Below are 21,888 nucleotides of genomic sequence, written 5' to 3' on the forward strand. Positions count from 1 at the left end.
ATTTTACTCGTAAACTTCTCTTTTCAAAACACCTATAAATGGTAAATTTCTATATTTTTGTTGGTAATCGAGTCCATATCCTACTACAAATTCGTTTGGAATTTTAAAACCAGACCAATCAGGTTTTACCTCTATTACTCTTCTTTCAGGCTTATCTAGTAATGTGATAATCTTTACAGAATTTGCTCCTCTTTTTATTAGTGAATGTCTTAGGGCGTCAAGAGTTCTCCCAGTATCTATAATATCTTCTACTATTAAGACTTCTTTTCCTGAAATATCAGTATCCAAATCTTTTATTATTTTTACATTCCCTGAGGATTCTGTGCCATCATCATATGATGATACATCCATAAATTCTAATGTACAATTTATTTTAATACTTTTGGCAAGTTGAGCCATAAACATAATTGATCCTTTTAAAATTCCTACAAGTACCAATTCGTTTTTGTCCTCATAATACTCATTTAATTGATTTGCAAGTTTTTTAATTCTTTTATTTAAGCTTTCTTCATCAATTAGCACTTGGTCTATTACTTCTTCTAAATCTGTTTTCATATCTCCTCCACGCTTACCACTAAAATCTTTTTATCATTTTCACTAATTAAAAAATCCTCACTTCGCCTTTTACCTACTATTAAACAAAGCTTATCATTTATAAACAAAAGTGGAATCTTATCTCTCAAATTTCTATCAATTTTTTCATCTATAAAATAATTTTTAAGCTTTTTCCTTTTTCCATTTTTACGATAGGTAAAATAATCACCATTTTTTCTATACCTTATTTTTATTGAAATTTCATTTAAATTATCTATAGAATAAAATACCTTATTTTTTTTATCAATTTTTTTATAATTCTCATATGATATTATACTTGTTTTAAATTTATATGAAGCAAAATTTTTTTCATCATTCGTTTTTAAAAATATTTCCTTTTGAATTTTTACATTTTCTTTATTATTTAAGAAAAAATCATAAGTAATATAGTTTTTTTGTAAAATCAAATTATTTTTTATTATCTTCTTACCATTTTCAAGCTCAGTAATTTTTAACAATTGTTCAATATTTGCTTTTGAAAAATCTTTTATATCTCCATATAGTAAAAAAATCGCCCTTCTAATAAGTCTCATCTTTAATGATGTTGATAAGCTATCAAATGATTTTTTATCAAAAGATAATATATCTTTTTCTTTTTTTACTAGCACTTTTTTTAAAGCATCATCTTCTATTTCTTTTAAAATATCATAATCATTTTTAGATACTTCGGATAAATTTACTAATGAATTTTTAAAATTGGGATTGATTTTTTCAATTTGTGGTATTATTTCTAATCTTACCTTATTTCTAGTATAATCTGTTTGTAAATTTGTATAATCAATATGATAGGCTATATTAAATTCATCCAAAAATTTTAAGATTTCGCTTTTTTTAAAGTCCATTATTGGCCTTATTATATAATCATTTTTATAATCCATAGCTTTTAATCCATCAAGGCCAGAACCTCTTATTATTCTCATAAGTACAGTTTCAGCTTGATCATCCATATTGTGAGCTACTGCAATTTTAGCATTTTTATAATTTTTTTTAAGAGATTTAAAAAAATTATATCTTAAAATCCTTCCAGCATTTTCAGATGATATTTTTTTCTCTTTAGCATATTCATCCATAGATTTATGAGATACAAAAGTATCAAGCGATAATTTTTTTCCAGTTTCGATAACCAAATTTTCATCATCACTTGCATCTGATCTATGCAAATGGTTTAAATGTGCAAGGACAATTTTAATCTTATAATAATCTTTCAATTCATTTAATAAATAAATTAAAAATTGACTATCAGGTCCACCACTTGCACCAACTATTATGGTATCATTTTCTTCAATAAGCCTATATTTTTCTACAGTATTTTTAAATCTACTTATTATTTTCGTCTTTGTACACATACTCGTCTTTCTTTATCATTCCGAGTTTTTCTCTAGCTATCTTTTCCTTAAACTCATCTGTGTTTCTGTTATCATAGTCACTTTTTATTGTGTCTATATCTTTTCTTACTTTTTTAATCTTAGAATTTGTAACTTTTATATCTTGATTTAAACTAGTAATTTCTTTTTTCATATTATTAGTAAATGCTCTAGATATAAACAAAGCACAAATAAATACAAATAAAACGATTATTAAAAATCTGGTATTATTTTTAGACCTGTTTTTTATATATTTTTCATACTTATTCATCTATAACCTCAAACATCTCACCTGCATCATTTTTCTTAGCACCTTCAATCAAGTCAAGAACCTTAACTTTTAGATTTCTTTTTCCAAAACTAATTTCTATAATGTCGCCAGTATTTACATTTGTACCAGCCTTTGCTATATCGCCGTTAATCTTAACTCTTTCATTCAAACAAGCATCCTTTGCAACTTGTCTTCTTTTAATAATTCTTGAATTTTTTAAAAATTTATCTATTCTCATTTAATCACCTTATCTAATTATAACAAAAATTAACCCACTTAGTCCATTACAAAACAATTTCACAAATTTTTAATTATAGTATAATGACAATGGTGATAAAATGAATAAAATTTTACATATAGACTGCGATGCTTTTTATGCTTCATGTGAAGAGATTAGAAATCCAAGATTAAAAAATTATCCAATGGCTGTGGGTGGACTTTCTAATAAGTCTATAATAACTACTGCAAATTATAAGGCAAGAGAATTTGGTATCCATTCTGCTATGCCAGTTTTTATAGCAAAACAACTTTGTCCAAAGCTAATTATGATTAAGGTTGATAGAAATTATTACAAAGAAAAATCAAAAGAAGTCTTTGAAATTATTGAATCTTATTCTCATATTAAAGAGCAAGTTTCAATTGATGAAGCTTATATTTATATAGATAATGATAAAGATAAAAAAATTCTTGCCAAAAAAATTCAAAATCATGTCTTAAAGCAAACTGGAATTGGTGTTTCTATTGGAATTTCTTACAATAAATTTTTGGCAAAACTTGCTAGTGATTGGAATAAACCTTTTGGAATAAAAGAAATTAATAAAGATGATGTCCCTTTTATTCTAGAAGATTTAGATATAAAAAAAGTCCACGGACTTGGTAATAGGTCTGTAGAAAAATTAAAAGGTATAGGTATATATAAAATTAAGGATTTATTAAAACTCGACCAAGAATTTTTAGAAACTTTATTTGGTAAACAAGGAAGATATATTTATAAAGTAATTAGAGGCGAAGATAAGAGAAAAGTTGAAACTCACTCAAAAAGAAAATCTATAGGAAGAGAATTTACCTTTAGAGAAAATACAAAAGATAAAAAAATTTTATATTCCTATATAGATGAAATTTCTAAAAGAATAGAAAATGATTTGAAAGTAAAGAATATAAAGGCCTACACTATAAATTTAAAAATAAAAACAGAATATTTTAAAACTCACACTAAATCTTTTACTCTTTCATCTCCAATATCCAAAAAACAAGAGATTTCAAAAATTGCAAAAGAATTATTAGATCAAATTATTTCAAATGAAAAACTGAGATTAATTGGTATATCTTTATCTAATCTTTCAAAAAAAGATCACAAACAATTAACTTTATTTGATAAATAAAAAACGCGAATAATAGAATTTTCTATTAATTCGCGTTTGTTTTATTCTTCATTTTCAGTTATTTCTTCATCTGTCTCTTCTTTTTTAGAATCTGGGTTTATACTTTGTCTTAATTTTTCTTCAATTTCTTTTAAAATATCTTCATTTTCTTCAAGATATTGTTTTACATTTTCTCTACCTTGACCAAGTTTTTCTCCATTATATGAATACCAAGAACCAGCTTTTTCTACAATATCTTCGTCTACAGCTGAATCTAAAATAACTCCAGATTTAGAAATTCCTGTTCCATACATAATATCAAATTCAACAACTTTAAAAGGTGGTGCTACTTTGTTTTTTACAACTTTTACTCTTGTTCTATTTCCTATCATATTATCGCCTTGTTGAATTGTTTTAATTCTTCTAATATCAAGTCTTACTGAAGAATAAAATTTAAGAGCTCTACCACCGGTTGTAGTTTCAGGATTTCCAAACATAACACCAATTTTTTCTCTCAATTGATTGATAAAAATTACTGTTGTATTAGATTTCGAAATAATTCCAGTCAATCTTCTTAAAGCTTGACTCATAAGTCTTGCTTGAAGGCCCATGTGGCTATCTCCCATTTCTCCTTCTATTTCAGCTCTTGGAACTAAAGCTGCAACAGAATCTACTACAATTAAATCAACAGCTGCAGATCTTACCAAAGATTCTGCTATATCTAGAGCTTGTTCACCAGTATCAGGTTGAGCTAAAATTAATTCATCAACGTCTACGCCCAATCTTTTTGCATATTCAGCATCCATTGCATGTTCTGCATCTATAAAGGCACAAGTATTTCCTAATTTTTGATCCTCAGCTATACAGTGAAGTGTAAGTGTTGTTTTACCAGAAGATTCAGGTCCAAAAATTTCTATTACTCTTCCTCTAGGAAGTCCACCAACACCAAGAGCAATATCAAGATTTATAGCTCCAGTAGGAATAACTGTAACATCTACCTTTGGTGCCTCTCCCATTTTCATTATGGCACCCTTGCCATATTTTTTTTCAATATTTTTAAATGCTTGACTTAAGGCTTTTTCTTTGTCATTATCTTTATTTTTTTCCTTATCTTTAGCCATAAAATTTCCTTTCTTAAAATTTAAAAATCCATTTTACAAATACTAATATTTTTTTATATATCATCTAAATTTAAAACTTTTTTATTTTTAACTAAATAATCAATTCCAGATACAACTGTTAAGATTACAGCTATATAAAACACTACAAGTCCAATTGAATTTAGAATTGGAACATTTAATAATAGCATTACTGTTGATACGCATTGACTCATTGTTTTTGCTTTTCCACCCTTGCTTGCTGCTATTGTAATATTATTGCTAGCTGCTAGAGTTCTAAGTCCTGTTATTATTAATTCCCTAGAAATAATTAAAATTACAGCCCAACTTGGAATTATATTTGTTGAAGTTAATAAAACAAATCCAGCCATGGTTAATATTTTATCTACCAATGGATCCATAAATTTTCCAAAAGTAGTAACTAAATTTCTACTTCTTGCTAAATGACCATCAAGGGCATCTGTTAAAGATGCAACTGCATATAAGATAGCAGCAACATTATACATTCTACCAAAAATTAAATATAATACCACAAAAACTGGCACTAAAATCATTCTTACTGTTGTAACTTTATTTGCTATATTCATTTTACTCTCCCTCTAAGTAGCTATGATCTACCAAAACTTTTCTAGGTTTACTTCCTTCATATCCACCAACAACACCACGAGCTTCAAGCTGGTCAATAATTCTTCCAGCCCTAGCATAACCAACTTTTAATTTTCTTTGTAAAAGTGAAACAGAAGCAGTATTTTCATTAATAATAATTTCTATTGCATCATTAATTAATTCATCTTCATCATCATTTTCGACCACCTTAGTTTTTTCTTCTACAGTTTCCATTGCTTTTTCATCATATTCCTCTTCTCGAGTTTGTTTTATATAATTTACAACTCTCAAAACTTCAGAATCAGACACAAAAGCTCCTTGAATACGCATAGGTTTCATTGAATCAGATGGAGAAAATAACATATCTCCTTTACCAAGTAAGGTTTCTGCTCCACTCATATCAAGAATAGTTCTTGAATCAATTTGGCTTGTTACAGCAAAGGCAATTCTAGATGGAATATTTGCCTTAATTGTTCCTGTTATTACATCAACCGTTGGTCTTTGTGTTGCAATTATCAGATGAATTCCACAAGCCCTAGATTTTTGAGCAAGTCTTGTTATATAATCTTCAACTTCACTTGCAGCCGTCATCATTAAATCCGATAACTCATCTATTATTATAACAATATAAGGAAGTTTTTCTATCTTTTCATCAATCTCTGCCAAATCTCTATATGATGAAATATCTCTTACATGATTTTCTTCAAATAATTTATAACGCCTTTCCATCTCTCTAATTGCCCAAAATAAGGAAGATGATGCTTTTTTGGGATCAGTTATAACAGGCATTATCAAATGAGGTATTCCATTATAAATTGAAAGCTCTACAATTTTTGGATCTATCAATAATAATTTTACCTCATCTGGAGAATGTTTATATAAAATCGACATTATAATTGTATTTATGCAAACACTTTTACCTGATCCTGTTGCTCCCGATACTAATAGATGGGGCATTTTTTCTATAGCAGAAACTTTTGGCAAACCTGATATAGATTTACCCAAAACAAAAGGTAATTCTTTTTTATTTTTGATAAATTCCTCACTTGCTAGCATTTCTTTTAAACCTACAACTTCTTTTGTAGAATTTGGAACTTCAATTCCTACATGACTTTTTCCAGGAATTGGAGCTTCAATTCTAATATCACTTGTTGCTAGAGCAAGAGATAAGTCATCAGATAAATTTAAAATTTTTGAAACCTTTACTCCTCTTTGAGGTTTTAATTCAAAACAAGTTACAGTTGGACCAATATTTATTTGAACAACTTTTGATTTTATTCCAAAAGAGTCAAGACATTCTTCAATTCTTTTTGCCTTATCTTTAATATCAACTTGATCAACTTCACTTTCATCATCTCTATCATCCAAAAGATCGAGTTTTGGAAATTTATAATTTAGGGTGTATTCTTCTTTATATGTTTGATCAAAGTCCGATAAGTCAACCTGCTTTGACTTATAAGAATTTATCTTAGCTTTTTCAAATCTTTGGTCAAAATCATCATTTGTATCTTCTACTATTTCTTCTTTTTCCATTATTTTTTTAGTAGAATTTTTACTTTTATCTTCTGAATTTTCTTTTGATTTTTTTCTACTTTCTTTTTTACTTTTTATTTTTTTAAGTTTTCTTTCTTTAAAATATGTTTTAATTTTATTAGAAATTTTCATATACAATTTCCAAAGAATATTTCCAATAATTTGAGATTTTTCCTTTATTTTTGACAAAAAATCCTTATAGGATAAGCCTAGCATATTTTTTACTAAGGCAATCCACATAAGTATATAAAAAATAATTATTCCAGCACTTCCTATAAAAGATTCCAAATAAAATCCAAGAAAGGTACCTAAAAATCCACCTGACTTTTTAATTGACGTCTCAGTATTTTTTATAGAAATATTTAAATTTTTGCCTAGATATTTTAGAGAAAGTATTGCCATTGTAAGAATGATTAGGATAAAAATTATATTAAATACCCTAAGATTTTCTTTAAACTTATCTCTAAATACAAACAAAAAACTTACAAAAACAAAAGCAAAAACAAAATAAGACATAAAACCAAAAACTTTAAAATTTGTATATGTAATAAAATCTCCCAAAGTCCCTGTATTTGGTAGGATCAAAAAAATAAGTCCTAACAAGGATATAAACATACAAAAAATAGAAAATGATTTCTTGTTAAATTTAGGATTTTGAGATTTTTTCCCATATTTAGATTTTTTTCTTTTCCTGTTATTATTTGTATTTGCCATATTCACCTCATATAAATTATATAACAAGTAGGAAAATAAATAAACTGCCTAAAATCTGGCAGCCTTCTTTTTAACTCCTACAAAATTTTATTTTAGTACAAAGCAAATTATATAAAATAATTCGCTTTGCACCTTATTTTTGTAGTTAGTTTATATAATCTAAAAATTAGTCTTCTTTAGATTGTTTTTTCTCTTCTTCTATTAATAGGGCCTTTCTTGAAAGATTAATTCTTCCTTGCCTATCAATTTCAGTTACCTTTACCCTTACCTTATCACCAATTTTTAATACATCCTCAACTTTTTCTGTTCTTTTTGTATCAATTTGGGAAATGTGTAAAAGTCCTTCTTTGCCGATAGCTATTTCAACAAAAGCACCAAAATTCATAATTCTTTTTACTTCACCTTCGTAAATATCTCCAGCTTTTGGATCTGTAACAATTGATTTAATCATTTGGATAGCTTTTTTTCCACTATCTCCATCATTACTTGCAACTGTTATATGTCCATCATCTTCAGTTTCTATTTTTACACCAGTTTCATCAATTATTTTGTTAATTGTTTTTCCGCCAGCACCAATTACATCTCTAACTTTTTCTGGATTTACGTCTATGGAAAAAATTCTTGGAGCATACTTTGACAAATCATCTCTTGGTTTATCAATTGCTGAAGTAATTACATCAAGAATTTTAAGTCTAGCTTGATGAGCATCAGCTAAAGCTTCTTGTAAAACTTCTTTGTTTATTCCAGAAATTTTCATATCCATTTGTAAAGCTGTAATTCCATCTTTTGTTCCAGCAACTTTAAAGTCCATATCTCCAAGGTGATCTTCAAGTCCTTGAATATCTGTAAGAATTGAAATTGAATCTTCTTCTTTTATTAATCCCATAGCAATTCCTGCAACTGGTTTTTTAATTGGAACTCCTGCATCCATTAATGACAAAGTTGATCCACAAATTGATGCTTGTGAAGATGATCCGTTTGATGATAAAACCTCACTTACAACTCTAATTGTGTAAGGAAAATCTTTTGTATCAGGTAAAACTGGAATTAAAGCTCTTTCAGCTAGGTGTCCATGTCCTACTTCACGTCTTCCTGGTCCTCTTAGAGGTCTAATATCTCCAACACAAAATGGTGGGAAATTATATTGGTGAATATATCTTTTTGTAATTTCTTCTCTGTTCATTGAATCAATTACTTGTTCTTCACCAGGTGAACCTAAAGTTAGAACTGATAAAACTTGAGTTTGACCTCTTTGGAATAATCCTGATCCGTGAGCTCTTGGCAAAAGTCCAGCTTCTGCTGATAAAGGACGAATTTCTGTCATTTTACGTCCATCAGGTCTGATTTTATCAATAGAAATCATTCTTCTAACTTCTTTTTTCATAATAGAATCTACAGTTTTGTGAATTTCATCTTCACTTTCTGGAAATTCTTCTAAGAAGTCTTCCCTACATTTTTCTTCAATTGCATTGATATCATCTTCTCTTTGAACCTTATCTGTTGTTCTAATAGAATTTTTAATATCTTCTGTGTATTTATCTTTTATTTTTCTTTGAAGTTCTGTCTCTACCTCTTCAGAAACTTCCATTTTTTCCTTACCGATATCGTCGATAATTGTTTGGATAAAAGAGCAAATTTCTTTAATTTCTGCATGAGCTACCATCATAGCTTCAAGCATTTCATCTTCTGATAGTTCATTTGCACCAGCTTCAACCATATTAATTGCATCAGCTGTTCCTGCAACAGTTAAATTCAAAGAAGTTTTTTCTCTTTGCTCTTTATTTGGATTTACAATAAATTTTCCATCAACATATCCAACAGATACAGCAGCTACTGGTCCATAAAAAGGAATATCTGAAATTCCAAGAGCAATAGACGCACCAATTGTTGTCATACAATCTGGTTCATTATCTTCATCCACTGAAAATGGTGTTGCAATTACTTGAACATCATTATAGAAATTTTCTGGAAAAAGTGGTCTTAAAGGTCTATCCATTTGACGTGAAATCAAAATAGCCTTATCAGATGCTTTTCCTTCTCTTTTTATAAATCCACCTGGAATTTTTCCAACTGCATAAAGTTTTTCTTGATAGTCACAAATAAGTGGGAAAAAATCTATTCCTTCTCTTGGCTTATCACTTGCTACAGCAGTAACTAATAAAATTGTATCTCCACTTCTAATGAGACATTCTCCATTAGTTTGCTCAGCAACCTTTCCAATTGTTATAGAAAGATCAGAGCCATTTTGTGACTTATATTCATAAGTTTTTTCCATTTTTTCTCCTAACTACAAAAAAGACGGGATAATTCCCGTCATATTTAACTATTTTCTTAAACCAAGTTTTTCAATGATTTCACGATATCTTTCAATATCATTATTCATTAAATAATTTAAAAGACCTTTTCTACGTCTAATCATTTTGAAAAGTCCTCTTCTAGAAGAGTGGTCTTTTTTGTTTACTTTTAAATGTTCTGTAAGTTCTTTAATTCTTTGAGTAAGAATAGCAATTTGAACTTCTGGTGAACCAGTATCTTTTTCGTCTTTTTGAAACTCTTTAATAATTTCTGTTTTTTGATCTTTATTTAACATAAAATCCTCCTAAAATTTATTCGCCATAACCATGAAATAGTCTGAGGAAGCTTAGTTCATAGTTAAGGTATCTTTGATATTATACCAAATATCTTTATTTTTGCAAAGTTAAATATAGCTTAAATCATAAAAATATTTTTAAAAATTTATTTAATCAACTACCGGTTTAAAATCAAAAATTTCATATTCAAAGCCACAATCATTTACAAGTTTAAAAATATCTTCATTTTTAATAAAAACAGTCTTTGTATTATCGTCTGGATGAAAAGTCATAAGATTATTTTCTTCTATCATATCTTTATCAAAAAATACTTTAATATTTTCATTGGTATTTATTAAACCAAATACCGAAATAATTCCAACTTCTTGCTCCATTATTTCGTAAACTTTATTAGGATCTAGAAAGTGTATGCCTTTTTCATTTAATAGTTTATTATAATCTTTTAAACTAATCATTTTTTTATCGTCCATAACTATTAGGTAATATCTCCTATTTTTTCTATTTGCCAAAAAAAGATTTTTTGTCCTAGCCCCTTCTTTTCCCTCAATATATGCATCAGCTTCTTCAGTAGTTTCAGCTGGAGGATGTTCTACCATATCATATTTTATATTTAATTTATTAAGTCTATCAAAAACCTTTTTAGAACTACTCATATAATCTCCTTAAAAATTCTCTTACCACAGTTTCAATTTACTATTATTAATACCCATTATGATTAAAAATAATTTTATACACAAAAAAAGAGCAGTTTCCTACTCTTTTCTATATTTTTCTATTAAATTTCTTGCTCTTTTTTTGTCTTTTTCCATTTGTTCGATTAATTCTTCAGCTGAATTAAATTTATAATCGCTTCTTAGATATTCTAGAAATTCTATGCTAATATTTTTTCCGTATATATCTTTTGAAAAATCCATTATATAGCTTTCTATTTTTATTTCTTTATTTTCAAAAGTTGGATTTGTTCCTATATCTGTTAGAGCATAATAATAGTCCCTATCTATGTTTACTCTTGTAAAATATACTCCAGATTTTGCTTTTGTGTATTTAAATGATGGTTTTAGATTTGCTGTTGGAAAATTTAAAAGCCTTCCTCTTTGGGCTCCTTTAATAACTTTCCCTTGCATCTTAAAAGGATGACCCAAGTCCTTATTGGCCTTTTCAATTTCTCCATCTCTTACCATCTGTCTTATATCGGTTGAATTAATAATTTTTCCATCATCCAATTCAAAGTCTACAACTTTAGTCTTATAATCAAAATCTTCTTCATATTTTTTTAAAATATTTATATCACCTTGAGCTTTTTTCCCAAATCTGTAATTATCTCCTACTATTACATATCTAGTATTTAATTTTTTATATAAAATTTCTTCAATAAATTCATAAGATGACAAGTTTTTAAATTCATCAGAAAATTCTAAAAGACAAAAACATTCTATTCCTAGATTTTTTAATATTTCAATCTTATCATCAAGACTTGTTAAATATTCTTTTTCTCCATTTAGTATATTTTTTGTATTTTCTTTAAATAATAAAACTGAAGGTGTTAAATTTTTTGCTTTTGAAATTTCAATATTTTCTTTCATAAGTTTTTGATGACCACTGTGGACTCCATCAAAATTTCCAAGGCTTACTGTTTTTGGGGAAAGGTCAAATTCATTAAAATCCAAATCAAAAATTTTTATATTATCTTTCATAAAACACCTTCTTTATCTTTAAAGTCTTGTTTTTATCCTTATACTCTCCAAGACCTATAAACAAATCATCTACATAAACTCTTAAGTAATTATCAACATTTTTTCCATAATCGACTTTCATAGTCATGCCATTTGTAGCTTGTTTATAATAAGTTTTATCTAAAACTATCTTTTCATATTGAAAAAGAGCCTTATCAATTGGAATTAATTTATTTATAATTTCATCTTTTTCCATTTTTTCAAAATCTTCTATTTTGATTGCATCTTCTACATCAAAATCTCCAATATTTGTTCTTCTAAGCTCTTTTACTGTAGCAAAAGATTGTAAAATTTCACCCAAATCATTCACAAGAGTTCTTATATATGTTCCTTTTGAACATTTTATTCTAAGTCTTGCATAGGGAAATTTAAAATCTACAATATCAAAATCGTAAATTTTAATCTTTCTTTTTTTTCTTTCTATTGATTTTCCTTCTCTTGCAAGTTCATATAATTTTTTACCCTTATGTTTTAAGGCTGAATACATGGGCGGAGTTTGAAAAATTTCTCCAATAAAATTGTCATCAATTGCATTTTTTAAATCATCCAATTCAAAAGTTTTTGATGTTTTTTCTAAAATTTCTCCTGTTATATCTTGTGTATCTGTTTTTTGACCAAAAAATGCAAGAGTTTCATATACTTTAACCTCATCCATTAAAAAATCTGAAACTCTTGTTGCTTTATTGATTAAAAGTGGCAAAAGGCCAGTTGCAAGAGGATCTAGTGTTCCTGCATGGCCTATTTTTTTTATGCCTAGTTTCTTTCTTGCTTGATATACAATCTTTCCAGATGATGATCCAGTATTTTTATCAATTAATAATATTCCACTAGTCATTTAATGCCTCTTTTAATATATTTCTCATTTTGTAAATTGCCTCATCCATTGTTTTTTCATAAAGGGTAAAACCAGCAGCTCTTATGTGTCCGCCTCCCCCATTATTTCTTGCAATTTCTGCAACATCAAGATATTCTTTACTCCTTAGAGAAATTTTATATTCATTTTCTCCATTTTCTTTTATAAGGCAAGCCACTTCAATGCCTTTTAAATCTCTAAGCATATTTACAACAGATTCACTATCACCCATTTGCATATTATATTCTTGGCACATTTTTTGGCTAACTCCAACTAGAGCATAAGGTTTATTAAATTCAACCTTATTTAAAATATAATTTTCAAATTGCAATTTTGAAATTTCCTTATTTTGGTAGAGATTTTTATAAATCATTTCAAAATCTGCACCTTTTTTGTAGAGATCTGCTGCTGTATAAAAAGTTAGTTCACTTATATTTGAATATAGAAATCTTCCTGTATCTGTGACTAATCCTGCATAAAGTAAAGTTGCAATCTCTTCATCTATTGGAAGATTTAACCTATTTATAATTTCATAAACAAGTTCACAACTTGCAGGTGAGTCTGAATAAATTATATTTAAATCTGTTTTGATTGATCCACCTTTATGATGATCAATCACTAAAACTTTTTTAGAATTTTTGCAAATATCAATTGCCTCATCAATCCTATCAAATTCTGAACAATCTACAATTATAAATAAATCATATTCCTCTTGACTAGGCTCTTTATAGTTTTCAAGTTGAGGTAGAAAATTTAAATAATCATCTACCTCGCTTATTTTTATAACCTCAGCTTTTTTTCCATAAAGTTCTAAAGATTTTCTTAAGGAAAGAGATGAACCAAGAGCATCTCCATCAGGATTTATGTGAGCTGAAATTGCAATTGATTCTGCCTGGTCTATAAACTCCTTAAATTTATCAATTTCATTTTGATTAATCTTCTCGATTTTTGGCATTCTTTTCATCCTTTTTTATGGTTTCTGCTATAAGCTTATCCATATATACGCCATGTTCGATAGAATTATCATATTTGAATCTGAATTCTGGCATAGATCTTAATCTCATTCTTTCGCCAATTAATTTTTTCATATAGCCTCTTGCTTGTTCTAAGGCTTCTATTACAGATTCTTTTTTGCTATCATCACCCAAAACTGATACAAAAATATCAGCAAAAGACAAGTCATTTGTTACTTCAACATCTGTTATAGAAACTATAACATTATCAGATAATCTTGGATCATTTATATCTTCAGCCAAAATTTTTGATAATTCCTTTTGCATTTGCGAAGATATTTTTAGGGTTCTTCTCTTATCCATATTAATCTCTTTCTTTTTCTACCATTTGATATGCTTCAAGTTCGTCGCCTTCTTTGACATCGTTGAATTTTTCAAGACCGATTCCACCTTCGTATCCATTATTTAAAACTTTGGCGTCATCTTTAAATCTTTTCATTGATTCAATTTCACCATCAAATATTACAACATTGTCTCTTAATAATCTTATTTTCGCACTTCTTGGTATTGATCCGTTTGTTACAAGAACACCTGCTATTGTTCCAGCACTTGGAATTTTGAAAGTTTCTTGAACTTTTGCACGACCAAGAATTTTTTCTTCAAATTCTGGATCAAGCATTCCTTTTAGTGCTTTTTCTACATCTTCTATAGCTTCATATATAATTGAATAAGTTCTAATTTCTATATTATTTTCTTCTGCCATTTGTAGAGCACCTTGAGTTGGACGAACATTAAATCCAATTATTATAGCGTTTGATGCTTGTGCTAATAAAACATCTGATTCAGAAATTCCACCTACAGCTCCTGCAATTACATTTACAAAAACTTCTTCATTTGATAATTTTGAGAATGAACTTGCAACTGCATCAACAGTTCCTTTTACGTCAGTTTTTACTATAATATTTAATTCTTTTAACTCACCTTCTTCAATGCCTTCATACATATCTTCAAGGTTGGTGTTAGATTTTTGAATTAGTCTTTCTTCTCTTTTTTGTTCTTTAGCACGATCAGCATAAGCTCTTGCTGTTTTTTCATCTTCAACAGCAAAAATTTTATCTCCAGCCTCTGCTACATCGCTTAAACCTAAAATTTGAACCGGTGTTGATGGACCTGCTTCAGAAATTGCTTGTCCTTTTGAATTAAACATAGCTCTTATTCTTCCTGAAGATGATCCTGTAACTACATAATCTTTATCGTGAAGAGTTCCTTTTTGTACAAGTACTGTTGCTACAGCTCCTCTTGCCTTATCTAGTTGAGCTTCAATTATAAGTCCAACAGCATCTCTATTTGGATTTGCTTTTAATTCTCTCATTTCAGCAACAAGTAAAATCATTTCTAATAAATCTTTAATTCCATCACCTGTTCTTGCAGATACTTCTACCATAATTGTATCTCCACCCCAGTCTTCAGAAACTAAACCATATTCTGTTAATTCTTGTTTTACTCTATTTGGATCACTTTCTTCTTTGTCCATCTTATTTATTGCAACAATTATTGGAATTTCTGCTGCTTTTGCGTGGTTAATTGCCTCAATAGTTTGTGGCATTACACCATCATCACCAGCTACAACCAAAATTGCAATGTCTGTTGATTGAGCACCTCTCATTCTCATTTGAGTGAAAGCCTCATGACCTGGTGTATCCAAAAATACTATTTCTTTATCATTAATATCAACAGTTGATGCACCTATATGTTGAGTTATTCCTCCAGCTTCTCCAGATGCAAATTGGGTATTTCTTATTGCATCAAGAATAGAAGTTTTACCGTGATCAACGTGACCCATTACAGATACAACTGGTGGACGAGATTGTAAGTCTTTCTCATCATCTTCAAAATCAAGATCTTTTTCTTGAAGTTCTATTTCATCAAGTTTAACTTCTTTTGCTATTTCTTTATTAAATTCAAGAGCTACAAGTTCTGCTTGATCAAATTCTATTTGGTCATTAAGACCTGCCATTACACCTAGACCCATCAATTTCATGATTACTTGGTTGGAATTTTCATCAATTTTTTCTGCAAAAGATTTTACTGAAATTGATTCAGGAATATAAATATTTCCATCGTCATTATTTTCAGCTTTTACTTCTCTTTTTATAGATTTTTTTGATCTTTTGTTTTGTTTTTTGTTTTTCTTTTTCTCTTTTTTATTAGAAGATTTTTTATTTTTTTTGTTAGAAGGTTTTTTATGAGAAATATTTTCTTCTTTTTTATTAGATTTTTTTTCAATATTTTTTGATTTCTTTTCTTCTTTTTTATCTTCTTTCAAATTATCTTTGGCTTGACTTTCGCTTTTTTTGGCATCTTCACTAAAGTATTCTTCTACTAAATCAAGTTCATCACCACTAAGTACAGACATGTGAGATTTTATTTTTAGTCCAAATTCTTCCTTTAGTAAACTTAACATATCTTTTGTAGTTTTATTGTGTTTTTTTGCTAATTCATATATTCTTAATTTGTTAGCCATCTAATCACCTCTTTTATTTCATAGCAATTATCTCCTCATAAAGATCATCACTAATTTCAGTTTTAAAAACTTTTTCTAATTTTCTTTTCTTTTTAGCTTCATTTATGCATTTTTCTTCTTTGCATATATAAGCTCCCCTACCATTTTTTTTACCTGTAGGATCTAGGATAATTCCTTCTTCTTTATTTTTAACTATCCTAATTAAATCATTTTTATCTTTATTTTCTCCACATACAATACATTTTCTTTGTGGTATTTTTCTTTGTTTCATTTTTTCACCATTATTAATAAGTTATTCTTCACTTTTTTCAATATCTTCTTTAATAATTTGGTCAAGATCTTCTGATAGGTTTTCTATATCATCCATTTCTATTAATTCAGATTCATCTTCTACTTCGGTTTCTTCTACACTTTCATTTAAAGCTTCAATCTTTTCATCTTCTTCATTTAGTCCAAGAATTTCATCAATTTCCTCTTGGTCTAATTTATCATATTCTTCTTGACTTTTTATATCAATTTTCCATCCAGTTAGTCTTGCTGCAAGTCTTGCATTTTGACCTTCCTTACCAATTGCAAGTGAAAGTTGATCTTCTCTTACAACAATCAATGATTGTTTTTTCTTATCATTGATATAAACTTCGTTTATTTCTGCTGGTGAAAGGGAATTTCGGATAAATGTTTTTATATCTTTATCGTAATTAATAATATCAATTTTTTCACCTTGCAATTCTTCGACTATTGTATTTACACGAGCACCTTTAAAACCAATACATGCTCCAATAGAGTCTATTTCTGGATCATTTGAAAATACTGCAATTTTTGTTCTAGAGCCAGCTTCTCTGTCTATTCCATAAATTTCTATTATTCCATTGGTTATTTCTGGAACTTCTAGTTCAAACAATCTTACAACCAAATCCTTATCTTTTCTTGATAAGATAATTTGTGGTTCTTTTGTTGTGTTTATTACATCTTTAATTAATACTTTAATTCTTTGGTTTGGTATATATTTTTCATTTTCAACTTGTTCTTTTAGGGGAATTATCCCTTCAATTTTATCAAGATTTATATAGACATTATACTTATCCTCTCTTTGTACAACACCTGTAATAATCTCATTTGCCCTATCCAAATATTCAGAATAAACTGAATCTCTTTGAGCATCTCTTATTTTTTGTAGGACTATATTTCTTGCAGTTTGAGCTGCAACTCTACCAAAGTTTTTAGGGGCAATTTTTACCCTACAAATATCTCCCAAATCAAGTTTTGAATCAATTTCTCTAGCTTTTGTCTTAGAAATTTCAGCTATCGGATCATTTACCTCATCAACTACATTTTTAAGAGAATATACTTCAATTTCTCCAGTTTCATCGTCAATATTAACATCAACATTTTCATTGTTTTCATAGTTTTTTTGATAAGATTTTACCAAAGCTTTTTCCAATGCCTCAAGGATTATTTTCTTGTCGACATTTTTACTTTTTTCAAGTTCCTCTAAGGCAATTATAAATTCTTTATTCATTTTTCCCCCTAGAAGACTATCTCAATTTTAATAGTCTTAATTTCACTTTTTCTTACTTCTTTTTGTTCGTCTTCACATTTAAATACTAAGGAATTTTCTTTAATTTCCATAATATTTCCTAAAAATTTCTCACCATTTTTAAGCTTTACTTCTAATAGCTCATCCTTGTTTCTTTCTAAATCTCTATCAGTTTTAAGTGGTCTTGAAAGATCAGGAGAAGATACTTCTAGATAATAGAAGGATTTTATTAGGTCTAATTCATCTAATCTTTCACTTAAAAAATTAGATGTTTTTTCACAATCATCAATTGTAATTCCCCCATCTTTGTAGATGAAAAATCTCAAAATTTTATTTTTTCCTTCACTAACAAATTCAATATCAACAAGCTCATATCCAAGCTCATTTATATCACTTTCTAAATTTTCTTTTAATTTGTTTATTAAATCCATAAGCTTCTCCTTTAAATATTAAAAGAGTGGATTTGTCCACTCTTTGCCTAAAAATATTATACTATATATTGCTTAACTTTCAATTTTAAAAATACTTATTATAAAAATAAGTTTGGAAAATATTTATAATCAAAATATATTCCAAACTTTTTTTATTTATTTTAGTGCTTTTTTTATTATAGAATTTGGAAGTTGAGCCAAAATTATAGCGAAAAACATAAGTATTCCACCAATTAATTCCCTTTCATTAGGTACTTCCTTCAAAAATATAAATCCAAATAAAGCAGCAAAAACGGCTTCTAAGGATAAAATCAAACTTGAAATTGTAGGATCAATATCTTTTTGTGCAACTATTTGTAATGTATAACCTAAACCTGAAGAAAATACTCCCAAGTATAAAATAGCAAGTAATCCTTTAAAAATAAGATCTAATTTTGGATTTTCAAATAAAATCATTAAAGCTAATGATACTAAACTTGCGACAAAAAATTGAATCATAGACATCTTTACACTATCTGATTTAACTGAGTAATGATCAATAAATAATATATGAAAAGCAAAAAACAAGGATCCAATAAAAATTAAAATATCACCCTTATTTATAGAAAATCCATCTTCAACTTTTACAGTCAATAAATAAAGACCAATTAAAGCCAAAATTATAGCAATAGCTGTTTTTTTAGAAACTTTTTTCCCTATAAATATAGCAAAAATCGGAACAATAACAACATACAAACTTGTAATAAATCCTGCTTTTCCACTTGTTGTAAAATAGACTCCAGTTTGTTGAAAACTTACAGCAATAGCCATGACAAGTCCTGTGGTAATTCCTCCTCTAATAGTAGCTGTTTTGGTTATAGAATTCATTTTTTCTCTTGTTTTGTTTTTTCTAACAAATGAATAAATCAGAAGAAATAATCCAGCAGTTAGATTTCTTAAAAAGTTAAAAGTAAATGGCTGTATGTAATCACTTCCTAATTTTTGTGCAATAAATGCAAATCCCCAAATAAAGGAAGTTAAAAATAAAAGTAATTCTCCTCTATGCTTATTTTTCATATCTACTCCTACAAATTTGATTTTTATTTTTGTTTGCTTGTATTATATCAGAAAATTAATTTTTTGTAATATTTTTTAATAAAAATAATAAAAATTAAATCAAATTTGCTTAACTTAAATAAATAAATAATTTTATTTGATATATATGCATATTTTATCATTTATAAAAATAAAAAACTCTAATAAAGAATTCATCTCTATTAGAGTTTTAATTTACAAATCAAACAAAGACATTTGATTTTCTTCTTGCAAATTATTTATTATATCTAAATTTTTTAATGAGTTTAAAGCATTTTTATTTAATGATGTTCTTTTTTTCAAATCCTCTATTGAAATAAATTTTGCTTTTTCCCTTTCTTCTACAACATCTTTTGCCATCGCTTCTGAAACATCATCAACTGCAGAAAGTGGTGGTAAAATTTCTCCATCTTCATCCAAAATAAATTTAATAGCCTCTGACTTATATAAGTCTGCTTTTTTTATTTTAATATCTCTAGCAGCCATCTCTTCAGCAACTTCCAACAAAGATCTTAGATTTTTTTCTCTTTGTGTTGGTTTTTCCAATTGATTAATTTCATTTAAAGCATATTGGATTGACTTTAATCCCTTTACAATAACTGAATATTGAAAATCATTTAGTTTTGTTGAAAAATATGTGGCATAAAAAGCTTTTGGATAATAAACCTTGTAATAGGCAATCCTATAACTCATCAAACAATAAGCAACCGCGTGAGCTTTCGGGAAAAGATATTTTATTTTTAAACAAGAATCAATATACCAATCAGGAACCTTATTTTCTTTCATATATGATAAAGTTTCTTCTGATAAAGTTTTTCCTTTTCTTACTTTTTCCATTATTTGGAAAGATTTTTTCTTATCAAGTCCTAGATTAATCAAAGAATTCATGATGTCATCACGAGTTGAAATTATTTGATCAAAACCTGCTGTTTTTGATTTTACCAAATCCTGAGCATTATTTAGCCACACATCAGTACCATGTGAAAGACCAGAAATTCTAGTCATTTCAGAAAATTTGGTTGGAAAAGTATCTTTTAACATCCCTCTTACGAAAGATGTACCAAATTCTGGAATTCCCAAAGTTCCTATTTCATTATTTGAAAAATCATATTTTATGTTTAAGGGTTTGGTTGAAGAGAAAATATTCATTACATTTTCGTCATCCATTTGAAGTTTTAAGGGATCTGTATTTGTTAAGTCTTGTAAACTTCTAATAATTGTAGGAACATCATGACCCAATAAATCTAATTTTAAAATTACTCCATGCATCATGTTGTAGGTAAAATGAGTTGTTTTTATATCATCTTTTCCATCATCTGCTGGATATTGAACAGGTGAAAAATCATAAATATTTTTATCATTTGGCACTATCATAAGACCACCTGGGTGTTGACCAGTAGTTCTTTTTACATCAAAAAGTCCTCTTTGATATTTTCGAATTTGTGCATTACTTAATGTGAGATCATTATCTTCCATATATTTTTTGATATAGCCAAAAGCTGTATTGTCTTTTATAGTTCCAATAGTTCCTGCCCTAAAAACTTTTCCCTCACCAAACAATTCTTCTGTATATTTGTGAATTGTAGGTTGATATTCTCCAGCAAAATTCAAATCTATATCTGGTTCCTTGTCTCCTTCAAATCCTAAGAAAACTTCAAAAGGAATATCGTGACCATCCTTATTCATCTCTGTACCACAATTTGGGCAAATTTTATCCGGTAAATCTATTCCAGCTCCAATAGATCCATCAGTTATAAATTCTGAATGTTTACATTTAGGACAAATATAATGAGGAGCGAGTGGATTTACTTCTGTAATATTTGCCATGGTTGCTGCAAAAGATGAACCAACAGAACCTCTTGATCCAACCAAATATCCATCTTCATTTGATTTTTCAACAAGCTCTTTTGCAATTATATATAAAACAGCGTAACCATTTGAAATTATAGAATCAAGCTCCTTATCAAGTCTTGTTTTTACAAGGTCTGGAAGAGGATCTCCATAAATTGATATTGCTTTTTCATAAGTTGTATCTTTTAATCTTTTATCAGATCCTTCGATTTTTGGTGGAAAAGTCTCATGAGGAATTGGCATAATACTTTCAAGGCTATCAGCAATTTTTATAGTATTATCAATTACAACTTCCATTTTAGTTTTATCATCTAGATAATAAAATTCATCAAGCATTTCTTTGGTTGTTTTTAAATAATAAAGAGGATTATTTTCTTTGTAATGGAAAAATTGTCCCTTGTGAAGAATATTTCTAAGAACATAATCTTTCTTTTCCATATATCTTACAGAACCAGTTGCAACGACTAACTTATTGTGTTTTTGTCCTAAATCAATTATTTTATTATTTATTTCAATAATTTGCTCTTTATTTCTAATTGATCCATTTTCCAAATCATCAGCAAATACCCCCAATGCCTCTATTTGGAAAAAATCAAAAAACTCGCAGATTTTATCAATTTTTTCTTCTGCATAATTATCTCTTATAGCCTTAAATAATAACCCGTCTTTTCCACCTGATCCAATTATTAAACCTTCTTTATTTTCACTTACTAAATCAAATGGAGTCTTTGCTTCTAAATTAAAATATTTCATTCTAGAATCTGAAATTATTTTATAAAG

At 28.0% G+C, this 21,888-nt stretch carries 21 protein-coding genes; 1 reads left to right on the forward strand and 20 read right to left on the reverse strand.

Annotated features, from left to right (window positions below; translation table 11 throughout):
- Positions 1-3: 3 nt before the first annotated feature.
- The 4 genes from hpt to ASHG_RS04080 are packed head-to-tail and all read right to left on the reverse strand — an operon-like array spanning position 4 to position 2,467.
- Positions 4-555: a hypoxanthine phosphoribosyltransferase gene (gene hpt / locus ASHG_RS04065; protein ID WP_040397690.1), complete on the reverse strand. Its 552-nt coding sequence runs from the start codon at positions 553-555 to the stop codon at positions 4-6.
- Positions 552-1,940 carry a tRNA lysidine(34) synthetase TilS gene (tilS, locus tag ASHG_RS04070; protein ID WP_040397692.1) on the reverse strand — a complete coding sequence of 463 codons (1,389 nt, stop codon included), beginning with the start codon at positions 1,938-1,940 and terminating at the stop codon, positions 552-554. Before tilS ends, hpt begins: the two co-directional genes overlap by 4 nt.
- Positions 1,912-2,229, reverse strand: coding sequence for an FtsB family cell division protein (locus ASHG_RS04075; RefSeq protein WP_040397693.1), 318 nt, complete (start codon positions 2,227-2,229; stop codon positions 1,912-1,914). Before ASHG_RS04075 ends, tilS begins: the two co-directional genes overlap by 29 nt.
- Positions 2,222-2,467: an RNA-binding S4 domain-containing protein gene (locus tag ASHG_RS04080; protein ID WP_040397695.1), complete on the reverse strand. Its 246-nt coding sequence runs from the start codon at positions 2,465-2,467 to the stop codon at positions 2,222-2,224. The genes ASHG_RS04075 and ASHG_RS04080 overlap by 8 nt, the downstream gene beginning before the upstream one ends.
- Positions 2,468-2,567: 100 nt before the next feature.
- Between ASHG_RS04080 and ASHG_RS04085 the strand changes: the two genes are divergently transcribed.
- On the forward strand, positions 2,568-3,611 hold the full coding sequence (locus ASHG_RS04085; RefSeq protein ID WP_040397697.1) for a DNA polymerase IV: 1,044 nt from the start codon (positions 2,568-2,570) through the stop codon (positions 3,609-3,611).
- 41 nt (positions 3,612-3,652) lie between these two features.
- Here ASHG_RS04085 and recA read toward each other — a convergent pair whose 3' ends face one another.
- From recA to ASHG_RS04165, 16 genes are all read right to left on the reverse strand, one after another.
- A complete protein-coding gene (gene recA / locus ASHG_RS04090) occupies positions 3,653-4,711 on the reverse strand; it encodes a recombinase RecA (protein ID WP_040397699.1) in 1,059 nt (352 codons plus the stop codon).
- Positions 4,712-4,764: 53 nt separating this feature from the next.
- Entirely contained in the window at positions 4,765-5,295 is a 531-nt protein-coding gene (gene pgsA, locus ASHG_RS04095) for a CDP-diacylglycerol--glycerol-3-phosphate 3-phosphatidyltransferase (protein WP_040397700.1), read from the reverse strand.
- Position 5,296: 1 nt separating this feature from the next.
- Entirely contained in the window at positions 5,297-7,561 is a 2,265-nt protein-coding gene (locus ASHG_RS04100) for a DNA translocase FtsK (RefSeq protein WP_040397701.1), read from the reverse strand.
- Between the two features lie 166 nt (positions 7,562-7,727).
- Positions 7,728-9,836: a polyribonucleotide nucleotidyltransferase gene (locus tag ASHG_RS04105; RefSeq protein WP_040397702.1), complete on the reverse strand. Its 2,109-nt coding sequence runs from the start codon at positions 9,834-9,836 to the stop codon at positions 7,728-7,730.
- A gap of 48 nt (positions 9,837-9,884) precedes the next feature.
- Positions 9,885-10,151, reverse strand: coding sequence for a 30S ribosomal protein S15 (rpsO, locus tag ASHG_RS04110; protein WP_040397703.1), 267 nt, complete (start codon positions 10,149-10,151; stop codon positions 9,885-9,887).
- Between the two features lie 150 nt (positions 10,152-10,301).
- Positions 10,302-10,805 (reverse strand): YbaK/EbsC family protein, encoded by a 504-nt coding sequence (locus ASHG_RS04115; protein ID WP_040397704.1) that lies wholly within the window; start codon positions 10,803-10,805, stop codon positions 10,302-10,304.
- Between the two features lie 99 nt (positions 10,806-10,904).
- Entirely contained in the window at positions 10,905-11,846 is a 942-nt protein-coding gene (locus ASHG_RS04120; RefSeq protein WP_040397705.1) for a bifunctional riboflavin kinase/FAD synthetase, read from the reverse strand.
- On the reverse strand, positions 11,836-12,720 hold the full coding sequence (truB, locus tag ASHG_RS04125) for a tRNA pseudouridine(55) synthase TruB (protein WP_040397706.1): 885 nt from the start codon (positions 12,718-12,720) through the stop codon (positions 11,836-11,838). The genes ASHG_RS04120 and truB overlap by 11 nt, the downstream gene beginning before the upstream one ends.
- The gene (locus ASHG_RS04130; protein ID WP_040397707.1) at positions 12,713-13,693 is read right to left on the reverse strand and encodes a DHH family phosphoesterase; all 981 of its coding nucleotides are present in this window, start codon (positions 13,691-13,693) and stop codon (positions 12,713-12,715) included. The genes truB and ASHG_RS04130 overlap by 8 nt, the downstream gene beginning before the upstream one ends.
- On the reverse strand, positions 13,671-14,054 hold the full coding sequence (rbfA, locus tag ASHG_RS04135; RefSeq protein WP_040397708.1) for a 30S ribosome-binding factor RbfA: 384 nt from the start codon (positions 14,052-14,054) through the stop codon (positions 13,671-13,673). Before rbfA ends, ASHG_RS04130 begins: the two co-directional genes overlap by 23 nt.
- A gap of 1 nt (position 14,055) precedes the next feature.
- Positions 14,056-16,215, reverse strand: a complete 2,160-nt coding sequence (infB, locus tag ASHG_RS04140; RefSeq protein WP_040397709.1) for a translation initiation factor IF-2 — start codon at positions 16,213-16,215, stop codon at positions 14,056-14,058.
- A gap of 13 nt (positions 16,216-16,228) precedes the next feature.
- A complete protein-coding gene (gene rnpM, locus ASHG_RS04145) occupies positions 16,229-16,486 on the reverse strand; it encodes an RNase P modulator RnpM (protein WP_040397710.1) in 258 nt (85 codons plus the stop codon).
- A gap of 21 nt (positions 16,487-16,507) precedes the next feature.
- Positions 16,508-17,734, reverse strand: a complete 1,227-nt coding sequence (nusA, locus tag ASHG_RS04150; protein ID WP_040397711.1) for a transcription termination factor NusA — start codon at positions 17,732-17,734, stop codon at positions 16,508-16,510.
- Positions 17,735-17,742: 8 nt separating this feature from the next.
- Positions 17,743-18,183 carry a ribosome maturation factor RimP gene (locus ASHG_RS04155; RefSeq protein ID WP_040397712.1) on the reverse strand — a complete coding sequence of 147 codons (441 nt, stop codon included), beginning with the start codon at positions 18,181-18,183 and terminating at the stop codon, positions 17,743-17,745.
- A gap of 156 nt (positions 18,184-18,339) precedes the next feature.
- The gene (locus ASHG_RS04160) at positions 18,340-19,239 is read right to left on the reverse strand and encodes a DMT family transporter (RefSeq protein ID WP_040397713.1); all 900 of its coding nucleotides are present in this window, start codon (positions 19,237-19,239) and stop codon (positions 18,340-18,342) included.
- 213 nt (positions 19,240-19,452) lie between these two features.
- A partial coding sequence (locus tag ASHG_RS04165) for a PolC-type DNA polymerase III (protein WP_040397714.1) occupies positions 19,453-21,888 on the reverse strand: 2,436 nt, incomplete at its 5' end.

The organism is Anaerococcus senegalensis JC48 (assembly GCF_000321005.1).
Classification (GTDB): Bacteria; Bacillota; Clostridia; order Tissierellales; family Peptoniphilaceae; genus Anaerococcus; species Anaerococcus senegalensis.

Excerpts from the sequence above, each read along its gene's own strand:
- recA (WP_040397699.1), bottom strand. The coding sequence starts at position 4,711 with ATGGCTAAAGATAAGGAAAAAAATAAAGATAATGACAAAGAAAAAGCC.
- ASHG_RS04080 (WP_040397695.1), bottom strand. The coding sequence starts at position 2,467 with ATGAGAATAGATAAATTTTTAAAAAATTCAAGAATTATTAAAAGAAGA.
- infB (WP_040397709.1), bottom strand. The coding sequence starts at position 16,215 with ATGGCTAACAAATTAAGAATATATGAATTAGCAAAAAAACACAATAAA.
- rbfA (WP_040397708.1), bottom strand. The coding sequence starts at position 14,054 with ATGGATAAGAGAAGAACCCTAAAAATATCTTCGCAAATGCAAAAGGAA.
- tilS (WP_040397692.1), bottom strand. The coding sequence starts at position 1,940 with ATGTGTACAAAGACGAAAATAATAAGTAGATTTAAAAATACTGTAGAA.
- ASHG_RS04130 (WP_040397707.1), bottom strand. The coding sequence starts at position 13,693 with ATGCCAAAAATCGAGAAGATTAATCAAAATGAAATTGATAAATTTAAG.
- pgsA (WP_040397700.1), bottom strand. The coding sequence starts at position 5,295 with ATGAATATAGCAAATAAAGTTACAACAGTAAGAATGATTTTAGTGCCA.
- ASHG_RS04115 (WP_040397704.1), bottom strand. The coding sequence starts at position 10,805 with ATGAGTAGTTCTAAAAAGGTTTTTGATAGACTTAATAAATTAAATATA.
- ASHG_RS04120 (WP_040397705.1), bottom strand. The coding sequence starts at position 11,846 with ATGAAAGATAATATAAAAATTTTTGATTTGGATTTTAATGAATTTGAC.
- ASHG_RS04085 (WP_040397697.1), top strand. The coding sequence starts at position 2,568 with ATGAATAAAATTTTACATATAGACTGCGATGCTTTTTATGCTTCATGT.
- ASHG_RS04105 (WP_040397702.1), bottom strand. The coding sequence starts at position 9,836 with ATGGAAAAAACTTATGAATATAAGTCACAAAATGGCTCTGATCTTTCT.
- rnpM (WP_040397710.1), bottom strand. The coding sequence starts at position 16,486 with ATGAAACAAAGAAAAATACCACAAAGAAAATGTATTGTATGTGGAGAA.
- nusA (WP_040397711.1), bottom strand. The coding sequence starts at position 17,734 with ATGAATAAAGAATTTATAATTGCCTTAGAGGAACTTGAAAAAAGTAAA.
- ASHG_RS04160 (WP_040397713.1), bottom strand. The coding sequence starts at position 19,239 with ATGAAAAATAAGCATAGAGGAGAATTACTTTTATTTTTAACTTCCTTT.
- ASHG_RS04155 (WP_040397712.1), bottom strand. The coding sequence starts at position 18,183 with ATGGATTTAATAAACAAATTAAAAGAAAATTTAGAAAGTGATATAAAT.
- ASHG_RS04100 (WP_040397701.1), bottom strand. The coding sequence starts at position 7,561 with ATGGCAAATACAAATAATAACAGGAAAAGAAAAAAATCTAAATATGGG.
- hpt (WP_040397690.1), bottom strand. The coding sequence starts at position 555 with ATGAAAACAGATTTAGAAGAAGTAATAGACCAAGTGCTAATTGATGAA.
- rpsO (WP_040397703.1), bottom strand. The coding sequence starts at position 10,151 with ATGTTAAATAAAGATCAAAAAACAGAAATTATTAAAGAGTTTCAAAAA.
- truB (WP_040397706.1), bottom strand. The coding sequence starts at position 12,720 with ATGACTAGTGGAATATTATTAATTGATAAAAATACTGGATCATCATCT.
- ASHG_RS04075 (WP_040397693.1), bottom strand. The coding sequence starts at position 2,229 with ATGAATAAGTATGAAAAATATATAAAAAACAGGTCTAAAAATAATACC.